Genomic DNA, 11,625 nt, shown 5'->3' on the forward strand with positions numbered 1-11,625 from the left:
CCCGGGTCTCACCCGGGCTGCTCGATCTCGGCGAGCCTGCGACGCAGGTGGGCCCGTTCGGGTTCGGTGCAGGCCAGGTCGAGCGCCTCCCGGTAGGCGATCGCGGCCTCCGGCAGCCGGCCGAGCCTGTGCAGCAGGTCCGCCCGCGTGGCCGGATAGGGGTGGTGGCCGCGCAGTCGCGGCTCTTCCGCCAGGTCGTCGAGCAACGCCAGGCCCGCCTCCGGGCCGTCGCGCATCGCCACGGCCGCGGCGCGGTTCAGCGCGACGACCGGGGACGGGGTCAGGACGAGCAGCACGTCGTAGAGCGCGACGATCTGCGGCCAGTCGGTGCTCTCGACGTCCACGGCCTCATCGTGCAGCGCGGAGATCGCGGCCTGCACGCCGTACGGTCCGGGAAGTCCGCCGCTGAGCGCGGCCACGACCAGGCCGCGGCCCTCCTCGATCATCGCCTGGTCCCACAGGCCGCGATCCTGGTGTTCGAGCAGCACGATCTCCCCCTCTGGGCCGGTGCGGGCCTCGCGCCGCGCGTGGACCAGCAGCATCAGCCCGAGCAGGCCGGCGACCTCCCGCTCGCCCGGCAGCAGCCGGCGCAGAATCCGCGCCAGCCGGATGGCCTCCTCGGCGAGATCGGGCCGCTGGAGCCGGGGACCCGAGCTGGCCACGTACCCCTCGGTGAAGATCGAATAGATGACCTGGAGCACGCCAGGCAGCCGCTGCGGCAACTCGTCGGTCCCGGGCACGCGAAACGGGATCCGCGCCTCGCGGATCTTCCGCTTGGCCCGCACGATTCGCTGCGCCATCGTCGCCGGCGGGACGAGGAAAGCCCGCGCGACCTCCGGCGTCGTCAGCCCGGCGAGGCAGCGCAGGGTGAGCGCGCCCCGGTCGTCCGCGGGCAGGGCCGGGTGGGCGCAGGTGAAGAACAGCTGCAACCTCTCGTCGGGCAGATCGCCGCCCGCGTCCGCGGGAGAGGCGGGATCGGCCCGCTCCGCCTCCACCTGCAAGATCGCGAGCCTGGCCGCGTAGACCTGGTCACGCCGAAGCCGGTCGACGGCCTTGCGCCGCGCCGTCGTCAGCAGCCAGGCGCCGGGCCTGGCCGGGACCCCGTCGACCGGCCAGTGCACCAGGGCCGCCTCGACCGCCTCGGAGGCGACTTCCTCGGCCAGGTCGAGGTCGCCGAAACGGCGGACCAGCGAGGCGAGCAGCCGGCCCCGTTCCTCGCGGAACATCGCCTCCACGGACGCCTCCACGGATTCGTCCGTGCACCGCTCCGCGGAGTACTGCTCCGCGGAGGACTCGGCGGCTCGCCCCTCCACGCCGTCAGCCCCCTCAGTCCCCGAACTCGTCGACCGGCCGCACCACGACCGCTCCGCCGTCGCGCGAACCGGGGCAGCGGGCCGCCCATTCGAGCGCGACATCGAGGTTCGGCACGTCGATCACGTAGATGCCGCCGAGCACTTCGCGGGTCTCGGCGAACGGCCCGTCCGTGACGGTCCGCTCCCCGTCCGGGCCGACCTGGACCGTCGTGGCCGTGGTCAGGTCCTTGAGTGCGTCCCCGGAGACCAGGACGCCCGCCTCCTTCAGCGCCTTGTCGTAGACCACCCAGTCTTCGAAGCTGCACGCGTCGGCCGAGTCTCCCGCTCCGCTGTAGATCAGCAGCATGTACTTCATGGTCCGGCTCCTTCGTGTTCGGTCGCGCACCCGTGGCGAGCGCCGCGGGTGCCGTACTCCATGACGACGAACGGGAAGCGGCCGGATCGACACGCCCCCGAGGTTTTTCCTCACGGTGCCCGGACGGCCGCCCTGCTGCAACCGGGACGCAAGAGTTACTGCGTCGTACGGAATGGAATGCGTCGAGGCGTTTCGCATGACGGGTGGCATCCTTGGCCGGTGTTCTCACCTGACCATGTAGGCGCTGTGTTCTTCGACGTGGACGGCACCCTTGTCCCGGGGACGAGTTCGTCGGTCTTCCTGGCCGGCTTTCTCGGCCATCGGGACGAGTTGGCCGAGGCCGAGGACGCCTACGCCTCCGGCACGCTGGACAATCGGCAGGTCTCCGAACTGGATGCGGCGGGCTGGGCGGGCGTGTCCGAAGGACAGGTCACCGGCTGGCTCGGCGGGCTTCCCCTGGTGTCGGGCATCACGGAAACCGTGGCGTGGTGCCGGCGGAGCGGGCTGGTGCCTGTGCTGGCAACCCTGGCCTGGTTCCCGGTCGGCGGCTACCTGACAGAGCGTTTCGGCTTCCACTCGTTCAGCGGACCTCGGCTGGAGATCGCCGACGGCCGGTTCACGGGACGTGTCGCCTGCCACTTCGACGAGTACGACAAACGAGACTTCGCCCTCACCCAGGCGCGAGAGCTGGGGCTGGCCCCCCACTCGTGCGGAGCCGTCGGAGACAGCCGATCCGACCTGCCGCTGTTCGCGTCCGTCGGATTGAGCGTGGCGTTCAACGCCTCGGCGGGAGCGCGGGCGGTGGCGACAGCCTCGGTGGATGACGACGACCTGCGAAGTGTGCTTCCCGTCTTGAGCCGCTTGGTCACAGCCGCCCACTGAGGTTCGCCACGCAGCGGACCGCGAGCTTGCCGGCCCGACTTCCTGAGCGATTCAATAATTTGCCTTAATCATTCAGGCAGATACATAATCGATTCAGGCGAGTGAAGGGAAGGACATGGCACGCGTAGGGTTGACCACCGAACGCCTGACCCGGGCGGGGGCGGAACTGGCGGACGAGGCCGGCTTCGATCAGGTGACCGTCTCGGCGCTCGCCAGGCGGTTCGACGTCAAGGTCCAGAGCCTGTACTCCCACGTGAAGAGCTCCCAGGACCTCAAGACCAAGATCGCCCTGCTCGCCCTGGAAGAACTCGCCGACCGGGCCGCCGACGCCATGGCCGGGCGGGCCGACAAGGACGCGCTGACCGCCCTCGCGAACGTCTACCGCGACTACGCCCGGGAACACCCCGGCCGCTACGCCGCAACCCAGTTCAGGCTCGACCCGGAGACGGCGGCCGCCAGCGCCGGCGGCAGGCATGCACAGATGACGCGGGCGATCCTGCGCGGCTACGACCTGACGGAGCCCGACCAGACGCACGCGGTCCGGCTGCTGGGCAGCGTCTTCCACGGTTACGTCAGCCTTGAGATGGGCGGCGGGTTCAGCCACAGTGCCCCCGACACACAGGAAACCTGGTCACGGGTCATGGACGCCCTCGACGCCCTGCTGCGCAACTGGCCCGCGTCCTGACCGGCCCCGCAGCGGCCTGACGTACCCGCGAATCCGAACAACCCCCGAATCGACAGGCTGAGAAGCATGCACGACGAACCGAACTGGATCATCACGCCCATCACCGCGGAACTCCTGCGCGGCGCCCTCGACCTGGAACGCACCGAACACGGTGTGCTGCCGCACCGGCTGCCCGCCTGGGCCCGCGCGCAGGTCGCCGACGGACAACTGGCCATGGCGGAGTCCCAGCCCTCCGGCGTACGGCTAGCGTTCCGCACCCGGGCCACCGCCGTCGAACTGGACACGCTGCCCACCAAGCGCGTCTACGTCGGCGCGCCGCCCCGCCCGGACGGCCTGTACGACCTGCTCGTCGACGGCCGCCCGGCCGGCCAGGCCTACGTGACCGGGGGAAACACTCTGACCATCGACATGACCACCGGGGCCACCGAGCACCATCCCGGGCCGGTCGGCACCGTCCGTTTCACCGACCTGCCCGACGGGCTCAAAGATGTTGAAATCTGGCTGCCGTACAACGAGACCGCCGAACTCGTCGCCCTGCGCACCGACGCCCCCGTCGAGCCCGCCCCGGACCCGGGCCGCCGGATATGGCTGCACCACGGCAGTTCGATCAGCCACGGCTCCAACGCCGCGAGCCCCACCACCACCTGGCCCGCACTGGCCGCCGCCCTCGGCGGTGTGGAACTGATCAACCTCGGTTTCGGTGGCAGCGCCCTGCTCGACCCCTTCACGGCCCGCGCTCTGCGCGACACACCCGCCGACCTGATCAGCATCAAGATCGGCATCAACCTGGTCAACACCGATGTGATGCGCCTGCGCGCCTTCACCCCTGCCGTCCACCGCTTCCTCGACACCATCCGCGAAGGCCACCCCACCACTCCGCTGCTGGTCGTCTCCCCCATCCTGTGCCCCATCCACGAAGACACGCCCGGCCCCACCGCCACGGACCTCACCGCCCTCAGCTCCGGGCGGCTGGTCTTCCGGGCCACCGGCGATCCCGCGGAGCGCGCGAGCGGGAAGCTGACCCTGGGCGTCATCCGGGACGAGCTGGCCCGGATTGTGGGACAGCGGGCGGCCGAGGATCCGAATCTGCACTACCTCGACGGTCGCGGCCTCTACGGCGACGCCGACTTCGCCGAGCTGCCGCTGCCCGACCAGCTTCATCCGGACGCCGACACCCACCGCCGCATCGGCGAGCGCTTCGCCACGCTGGCCTTCACGGCCAACGGCCCCTTCACGGGCCGGGACGCCTGATACCAGAAGGGGCAGGACCGAGCTGCGATCCCACGGAGGAGAGGATCTCGCCGGAGATCCAGCAGAGCGCCATCCGCATGTGTGCCCTTCGCGAGGGCTATCACATCCCCGAAGGCTTGTGGCCGAAGGGCGGATGGATCATCGACCTGGACGCGACCGGCCGCAACTTCCAGTTCCGCTTAGCTGCGGGCCTCCCTCCCTTCGGTCAGACGCAGTTTGGGTATGTGCGTCGCGGCCGGATCCGTCATCCCCTGTACGGGGACCGAACGCGTGTCGGGGGTCGCCGGCCTGGAGGTTGTCCTTTGACCTGCGGTTTCTTAGCCTGACCGGGTGGTGTTACGCATGGTCGGCCTGCACGGGTACGAGGTCGAAGCGATCAACCTCGACGGCCGACAGCGGCTGCGCGTCTCCCGGACGGTCGGCGACCGCCGCTACCTGATCGCGTACTGCCGCACACCCGCGGAAGTGGCGGCCCACGTCGACCTGGCGGACCTGGTCGAGTTGACGGACTTCAGCGCCTATCGCCGCCTGTGACCAGTACAGACTAGGCTCTCATGGCGCCCAACTTGGCCAGAGCCTCTTCGGAGGGACTGCCTGGCTCCGCTTGCATGGTGATAAGACGCTGGCCGGGGGCGCTGTCGACAGAGAACGCCTCCTGCCAGAGGATCAGGTCGCCGACAAGGGGGTGGCGAAACGGAATGGCGTCGCCGCGCCTGTAGCGCACGTCGTGGCGAGCCCACATCTGTTGAAAGTCTTCACTTTCCTCCGAGAGCTCCTCGACCAGCTCGAGAAGGGACGGATCCTCGTGGTCTGCCCCCACGACGGCACGTAGGTGCGCCACCACGCGATGGGCCTCCTGTTCCCAGGCCGTCCAGAACCCCTTGGCGGCCGGGTCGAGAAAAAGCATCCGCACAACGTTGTCCGTGTGCTCTAACCCCTCGAAGAGGGCGACCATCAGCGCGTTTTGGGCCAGCACGTCCGTTCGACGGTTCAGCACGTGCGCCGGCCCATGGTCCCAGCTGTCCAGGAGCCGCAGGACATGCGGCGTGACCTGTTCGTCCTCGCCATCGACCCCACACCTGCGCGCCCGGGTACGGGCGAGCTGGTGAAGATACTCGGCGGCTTCGGCGTCAAGGTGAAACACGCGTGCCAGGGCGTCGAGCACCTGATCCGACGGGCGGCGTTCTCTGCCCTGCTCCAGCCTCGTGTAGTAGTTGACACTGACCCCCGCCAGCAAAGCCACATCATCGCGGCGCAAGCCCGGCGTGCGCCGGCGGTCGTGATCGCTTGGCAAGCCGACCTCATCGGGGGACACGAGCTGACGCCGAGCACGAAGGAACTCGGCAAGGGGGCTCCGCATGCCGGACAGAGTACGAAGCGCCAGGTCAAAGCCATGTAAAACGAGGGATGCTCATGAGCGGGCGCAATTACGTTCGTTCTTGACGGCACGGCCGATGGGCGGCCCGCCGCTACTTCACAGCGGCGTTGAGGAAAGCGAAATTGATTGCGTCAGGCCGCCGGGCTAACGGTGCCGGTCATGGCCCTTACACGCTGCGTGCGAATGAGGTCCTCCAGCTCGTCGACGGAAGGACCTCCTGGCCGGTGCGCTGCGATCGCAGCCTCGCGGACCGGAAGTGCGTCGCGCTCCGCCCGGGCGCGAGCGAGGATCTTGCCAGCCGCCGCAATCGCTTCGGCTTTCGTCACGTGGCCTCCCTCGCACCCTTGGTCTAGTCTCGCCCCAGGCCGAGGAGGGAGCACATTGGTGACCGGGGGCCAGGAAAAAGCTGTTACCAATTTGGACGCGGTCCTTGAACGCATCACCTACGCCAACGAGGAGACCGGCTACACGATCGCCCGCGTGGCCACCGAACGCTCCGGCACCGAGCTGCTGACCGTGGTCGGGCCCCTGCTCGGCGCGCAGGTCGGGGAGTCGTTGCGGCTGACCGGACGGTGGGGCTCCCACCCCCGGTACGGCAGGCAGTTCGAGGTGTGGTCCTACACCACCGTCCTGCCGGCCACGATCCAGGGCATCCAGCGTTACCTCGGATCGGGGCTGATCAAGGGCATCGGCCCGAAGATGGCCGAGCGCATCGTCGACCATTTCGGCACCGACACCCTCCGGGTGATCGAGGAGGAGCCGGGCAGGCTCGTTGAGGTGCCGGGGCTCGGCCCCAAGCGCACGAAGATGATCGGGGCCGCCTGGGAGGAGCAGAAGATCATCAAAGAGGTGATGATCTTCCTTCAGGGCGTCGGGGTCTCCACGTCGATCGCGGTGCGCATCTTCAAGCAGTACGGCGAGGAGTCCATCGAGGTCGTCCGCAAGGAGCCGTACCGGCTCGCCGACGACGTCTGGGGCATCGGGTTCAAGACCGCCGACACCATCGCGCAGGCCGTGGGCATCCCGCACGACAGCCCCGAGCGGGTGAAGGCCGGGCTGCGCTACACGCTGTCGCAGGCGGCCGACGACGGGCACTGCTATCTGCCCGCCCCCAACCTCGTGGCCGACGCGGTCAAGATCCTGGAGGTCACCCCCGACCTCACCGCGGCCTGCCTCGAGGAGCTCGTCGCCGAGGAGGGCGTGGTCAGGGAGGAGGTGCCCGCCGGGGACAGCACCGTCCCCGCCGTCTACCTCGTGCCCTTCCACCGGGCCGAGCTGTCGCTCGCCGGAACGCTTCGCGGGCTGCTCGCATCGAGCCACGACAGGCTCAAGGCGTTCGCCGACGTCGACTGGCCCACCGCGCTCGACTGGCTGCGCGGCGGGACCGGGTCAGAGCTCGCGCCCGAGCAGGCCCAGGCCGTACGGCTCGCGCTGACCGAGAAGGTGGCGGTGCTGACCGGCGGGCCGGGCTGTGGCAAGAGTTTCACCGTGCGCTCGATCGTCACCCTGGCCAGGGCCAAACGCGCCAAAGTGATCCTGGCCGCGCCCACCGGGCGCGCGGCCAAACGGCTCTCGGAGCTGACCGGCCACGAGGCCACCACCGTGCACCGGCTGCTGCAACTGCGGCCGGGCGGCGACGCCACCTTCGACCGCGACAACCCGCTCGACGCCGACCTGGTCGTCGTCGACGAGGCGTCCATGCTCGACCTGCTGCTGGCCAACAAGCTGGCCAAGGCGGTGGCGCCCGGCGCCCACCTGCTGTTCGTCGGCGACGTCGACCAGCTCCCGTCCGTGGGCGCGGGCGAGGTGCTGCGCGACCTGCTCGCCGCGCCGCAGATCCCCCGCGTACGGCTGACGCAGATCTTCCGCCAGGCCCAGGAGTCGGGAGTGGTGGTCAACGCCCACCGGGTCAACACCGGCCAGTCACCGCTGGTGCGCGACTTTCCGGACTTCTTCCTGTTCCCCTGCGAGGAGCCCGAGGAGATCGCCGCGCTCACCGTCGACGTGGTGGCCCGGCGAATCCCGGCCAAGTTCGGCCTGAACCCGCGGCGCGACGTGCAGGTTCTTGCCCCCATGCACCGCGGGCCCGCGGGGGCGGGCGCGCTCAACATCGCTCTGCAGGAGGCGTTGACCCCTTCACGGGAGGGCATGCCCGAACGCCGTTACGGCGGGCGCGTCTTCCGCGTGGGCGATAAGGTCACCCAGCTGCGCAACAACTACGACAAGGGCGCGGCCGGGGTGTTCAACGGCACCGTCGGCGTGGTCACCGGCATGTCTTCCGAGGACAGCAAGCTGACCGTGCTCACCGATGAGGACGAGAGCGTCGACTACTCCTTCGACGAGCTGGACGAGCTGGCCCACGCCTACGCCGTCAGCATCCACCGCTCGCAGGGCAGCGAATATCCGGCCGTGGTGATCCCGCTGGCGACCAGCGCCTGGATGATGCTGCAGCGCAACCTGCTCTACACCGCCATCACCCGCGCCAAGAAGCTCGTGGTCATCGTCGGATCACGCCGCGCGCTCGGCCAGGCCGTACGGACGAAGGGCGCGGGGCGCCGGCACACGGGCCTGACCCACCGCCTGGACGGCCCGGCGCGTCCGGACGGTCACTGAGACCGCGACGCCACCGCGACCAGGTCGCGATCCACGATCACCGCCACCTTGCCCAATACTCCGTTGCCGGCCTTCAGCGACTGCAGTCCTGTGTTGATCGCCTCGACGGTGCTGTCGATGGTCTGGCTGACATGCGGGACGACGAGTCCCTGCGTCGCCCACTCCATCGCCAGGTCCATCCCGCGCTGGAGAAGGCCACGCGCCTCGCTGTCCAACGTGGCGGGTTCGGAGAAGTAACGCAGCAGATTGACGTTGACATGCCTGGCTCCGCGCTCGGCCAAGATGGCATCCACCGGGCTGTGCGTTTCGGCCAAACGTGTCGTCTTGCCGGGGCCGACACCAAGCACGATCCAACTGCCACCCCGCCGGACGGTCTTCGCGGTTTCGACAAAGCCTTGCTCGTTGTAGGTGGCGTCGAAGACAAGGTCGACGCCCCGGCCATTCGTCAGCTCTGCGATCTCGGCGGCGATGTCGTCACGCTTGTAGTCGAAGACGAAATGGGCGCCGGACTGCCGAGCCAGTGTGATCGACTGCGGCCTGCCGCCACTGCTGATGACCATTCGGGCCTTCAGGACACGTGCCGCCATCTGAACGGCCAGATGTCCGACACCGCCCCCACCGCCCGGGATGTAGATCGTGTGACCGGCCTGGACGGCCCCGTAAAAAGCCGTGAAAGCGGAGAGAAAGCACATTGGAAGCGCCGCCGCGTCACGGAAGCTCAGAGACGGCGGCTTGCGGACGGTGAGGAACTGGCGTGCGAGGGCGTAGGCGCCGCCGCGACCGCCCGTTGCGGCCCAGCCCCCGTCACCGTTCAAGTCGGCCATGGCGGCCACCGCGTCACCGACGGCTACGCGACTCACGTCATGACCCACGCCGACCACCACGCCGGCGAGGTCGAAACCGAGAACGACGGGGGGTGTCCGTCCCATGAAATTGAGGTCGGCCAGCTTGTACTCCAGTGGGTTGAGCGACGAAGCGGCGACGCGGATCAAAACCTGATCGGCCGCCGGCTGCGGGACGGGGACACGCACCGCCTCGAGCGGCAGCCCAGCTCGGTCTCTTGTGTAACCGACACCGAGAAACGTCTCGGGAGTCGTGTGGGCCTGCTTCATGTTTGCTTCCATCTGAATGATGTGCCCGGCCGCGACTACGCCTGCAGGACGCGCGCCCACCAAGATGCGCCGATTTCTGCACTCAGCCTTCTTGAAGGCCGGCCTGGTAGGCGATGATGACCAGCTGCACCCGGTCACGCGCGTCGAGCTTTGCGAGCAGCCGGGTCACATAGGTCTTGACGGTGGCGACGCTGATGACCAGATCGGCGGCGATCTCGGCGTTGGACATGCCGCGTGCGATGAGCGCCAGCACCTCACGTTCACGCGCGGTGACGCCGGCGAGATCGTGGCGGCGCGGAGCAGGCGCGGGCCGTTCCGCGAACTCCTCGATCAGGCGGCGGGTGATACTCGGCGCGATCAGGGCGTCCCCTGCGGCGACGACGCGGATCGCCGTGAGGATGTCGTCCAGCGCCATGTCCTTGAGGAGGAATCCGGATGCCCCCGCCCGGAGGGCGCCGTACACGTAGTCGTCGTCGTTGAACGTGGTCAGGACGAGAACGCGTGCCGTGCCTGAACCTGCGCCGATCAGCCGGGTGGCCTCGATGCCGTCCATGCCGGGCATGCGGATGTCCATCACCACGACGTCGGGGTGGAGGCTCTGGGCCAGCCGCACCGCTTCTGCGCCGGTTCCCGCCTCCCCGACGAGCTCGAGGTCGGGCGCGTCGGCGATGACCATCTGCAGAGCGGAGCGGACCAGCGGCTGATCGTCGGCGAGCACCACGCGGACGCTCATCGCACACCTGCCGGCACGGGCAGCCGGGCCGCCACGCGGAATCCGCCTTCGGGACGGGGCTCGGCACTGAGGGTCCCGTGCAGCAGCCCGACCCGCTCACGCATGCCGGCCAGGCCGAATCCGTCGTCTCCTGTGCCGCCGCGGCCGCTGTCGAGCACCTCGATGAACAGCTCGTCCTCCTCGTAGCCGATGGACACCTCGCAGGAGGCTGCGCCGGCATGGCGCACCACGTTGGTGATCGCCTCCTGGATGATGCGGTAGGCGGACATGTCGATGTCCGCGGGCAGCGCACGCCGTTCGCCGCGCCAGCGCACGTCGACGCGCACGCCGGCGTCCGTCGTCGCCGCGGCCAGCCGCTCGACGTCGGCCAGACCGAGCGCCGGCTGGAGAGGCGCGTCCTCGGGTGGCCGTCCCGGTTCAGGCTGACGGAGCGCCCCGAGCATCCTGCGCAGCCCCGACAACGTTTCGCGGCCGGCCGTCTCGATGTCTCCCAGCGCGTCACGTGCCCGTTCCGGCTGCGTGTCGATGACGCGCCGCGCGGCCCCGGCCTGGAGGGCGATGACGCCGATGCTGTGCGCGACCATGTCGTGCAGTTCGCGGGCGATCCTGAGCCGTTCGGCGGTGACCGCCTGGGCCGCGGCCGTGGCACGGAGTCCCTCGGCGTACTCGTGGGCCTGGCGCACCGAATTGCCGAGGAGCCAGGCGATGACGGCGGTCATCGCCACGGCCAGTTCGGTGGAGATGCCCGCGGGCCAGCCGTAGGCCATCCGTGTGGCTATATAGCCGGCGAGGACGACGAGCGCCATCGTGATCGCGACGACTCCGGTTCTGCGCGTTCGCGTGGACGCGATGAAGTACAGGGCGATGTCGACCGCCAGGTACTGGGGCAGCGGGATCTCCCCTGCGCCCAGGGTCGTGGTCGCGATGATCGCGGCGACGATCAACAAAGCCACCCCCGCCAACGGGCGGCGGGACAGCAGGCCGCCGGCCACCAGCACGATGACGGTGGAGAGCGCCAGGGCCGTCAGCCCGTCCAGCCGGTAGAACTGGGCCGCGGGATGCTCTGCCGGGACCCACTCACCCGGGAGCTTCGTCCGCGTGAGAAACGTGAAAACCATGCCCGCACACCAGGTCAGTATCGTCCAGGCGCCGGGTGGCACTCGCTTGAACAGCGGCAGCGGTGGTGTGGCCTGCATGCGCCAGATCGTAAACGCGCAGGTGCCGCCCGGGCATCGGACCACGGTCGTACACCCGTGGTCCACCGGCGACGTCGCGAATGCCGCCGTCGGTCCGATGCGGCCAG

The 11,625-nt window shown here is 69.4% G+C and carries 12 protein-coding genes; 5 read left to right on the forward strand and 7 right to left on the reverse strand.

Annotated features, from left to right (window positions below):
- Positions 1–8: 8 nt before the first annotated feature.
- Entirely contained in the window at positions 9–1,313 is a 1,305-nt protein-coding gene (locus Pth03_RS01580; RefSeq protein ID WP_308442327.1) for an RNA polymerase sigma factor, read from the reverse strand.
- Between the two features lie 13 nt (positions 1,314–1,326).
- Entirely contained in the window at positions 1,327–1,668 is a 342-nt protein-coding gene (locus Pth03_RS01585) for a YciI family protein (protein WP_203942252.1), read from the reverse strand.
- Between the two features lie 219 nt (positions 1,669–1,887).
- On the opposite strand from Pth03_RS01585, the gene Pth03_RS01590 reads away from it, so the two are divergent.
- From Pth03_RS01590 to Pth03_RS01605, 4 genes are all read left to right on the forward strand, one after another.
- Entirely contained in the window at positions 1,888–2,550 is a 663-nt protein-coding gene (locus Pth03_RS01590; RefSeq protein WP_203942253.1) for an HAD family hydrolase, read from the forward strand.
- Positions 2,551–2,665: 115 nt separating this feature from the next.
- A complete protein-coding gene (locus tag Pth03_RS01595; protein WP_203942254.1) occupies positions 2,666–3,235 on the forward strand; it encodes a TetR/AcrR family transcriptional regulator in 570 nt (189 codons plus the stop codon).
- Positions 3,236–3,301: 66 nt separating this feature from the next.
- Positions 3,302–4,486 carry a GDSL-type esterase/lipase family protein gene (locus Pth03_RS01600; RefSeq protein WP_203942255.1) on the forward strand — a complete coding sequence of 395 codons (1,185 nt, stop codon included), beginning with the start codon at positions 3,302–3,304 and terminating at the stop codon, positions 4,484–4,486.
- Positions 4,487–4,816: 330 nt separating this feature from the next.
- A complete protein-coding gene (locus tag Pth03_RS01605) occupies positions 4,817–5,020 on the forward strand; it encodes a hypothetical protein (RefSeq protein WP_203942256.1) in 204 nt (67 codons plus the stop codon).
- A 10-nt stretch (positions 5,021–5,030) separates the two neighbouring features.
- On the opposite strand, the gene Pth03_RS01610 is transcribed toward Pth03_RS01605, so the two are convergent.
- Positions 5,031–5,846 (reverse strand): helix-turn-helix domain-containing protein, encoded by an 816-nt coding sequence (locus Pth03_RS01610; protein ID WP_203942257.1) that lies wholly within the window; start codon positions 5,844–5,846, stop codon positions 5,031–5,033.
- A 149-nt stretch (positions 5,847–5,995) separates the two neighbouring features.
- Positions 5,996–6,190, reverse strand: a complete 195-nt coding sequence (locus Pth03_RS01615; RefSeq protein ID WP_203942258.1) for a hypothetical protein — start codon at positions 6,188–6,190, stop codon at positions 5,996–5,998.
- Positions 6,191–6,281: 91 nt separating this feature from the next.
- Between Pth03_RS01615 and recD2 the strand changes: the two genes are divergently transcribed.
- Positions 6,282–8,477 carry an SF1B family DNA helicase RecD2 gene (recD2, locus tag Pth03_RS01620; RefSeq protein WP_239118682.1) on the forward strand — a complete coding sequence of 732 codons (2,196 nt, stop codon included), beginning with the start codon at positions 6,282–6,284 and terminating at the stop codon, positions 8,475–8,477.
- Here the strand turns inward: recD2 and Pth03_RS01625 are convergent.
- The 3 genes from Pth03_RS01625 to Pth03_RS01635 all read right to left on the reverse strand — a co-directional run bounded on the left by Pth03_RS01625 (position 8,471) and on the right by Pth03_RS01635 (position 11,518).
- Positions 8,471–9,589, reverse strand: a complete 1,119-nt coding sequence (locus Pth03_RS01625) for a quinone oxidoreductase family protein (protein WP_203942260.1) — start codon at positions 9,587–9,589, stop codon at positions 8,471–8,473. The genes recD2 and Pth03_RS01625 overlap by 7 nt on opposite strands.
- Positions 9,590–9,671: 82 nt before the next feature.
- On the reverse strand, positions 9,672–10,322 hold the full coding sequence (locus tag Pth03_RS01630; protein ID WP_203942261.1) for a response regulator: 651 nt from the start codon (positions 10,320–10,322) through the stop codon (positions 9,672–9,674).
- Positions 10,319–11,518, reverse strand: coding sequence for a sensor histidine kinase (locus Pth03_RS01635; RefSeq protein WP_203942262.1), 1,200 nt, complete (start codon positions 11,516–11,518; stop codon positions 10,319–10,321). Before Pth03_RS01635 ends, Pth03_RS01630 begins: the two co-directional genes overlap by 4 nt.
- Positions 11,519–11,625: the final 107 nt, after the last annotated feature.

It is taken from the genome of Planotetraspora thailandica, assembly GCF_016863335.1.
Taxonomy (GTDB): domain Bacteria; phylum Actinomycetota; class Actinomycetes; order Streptosporangiales; family Streptosporangiaceae; genus Planotetraspora; species Planotetraspora thailandica.

Bases quoted from the DNA above. Each gene is read 5' to 3' on its own strand.
- Pth03_RS01585 (WP_203942252.1), bottom strand. From the start codon at position 1,668: ATGAAGTACATGCTGCTGATCTACAGCGGAGCGGGAGACTCGGCCGAC.
- Pth03_RS01595 (WP_203942254.1), top strand. From the start codon at position 2,666: ATGGCACGCGTAGGGTTGACCACCGAACGCCTGACCCGGGCGGGGGCG.
- Pth03_RS01600 (WP_203942255.1), top strand. From the start codon at position 3,302: ATGCACGACGAACCGAACTGGATCATCACGCCCATCACCGCGGAACTC.
- Pth03_RS01610 (WP_203942257.1), bottom strand. From the start codon at position 5,846: ATGCGGAGCCCCCTTGCCGAGTTCCTTCGTGCTCGGCGTCAGCTCGTG.
- Pth03_RS01625 (WP_203942260.1), bottom strand. From the start codon at position 9,589: ATGAAGCAGGCCCACACGACTCCCGAGACGTTTCTCGGTGTCGGTTAC.
- Pth03_RS01630 (WP_203942261.1), bottom strand. From the start codon at position 10,322: ATGAGCGTCCGCGTGGTGCTCGCCGACGATCAGCCGCTGGTCCGCTCC.
- Pth03_RS01635 (WP_203942262.1), bottom strand. From the start codon at position 11,518: ATGCAGGCCACACCACCGCTGCCGCTGTTCAAGCGAGTGCCACCCGGC.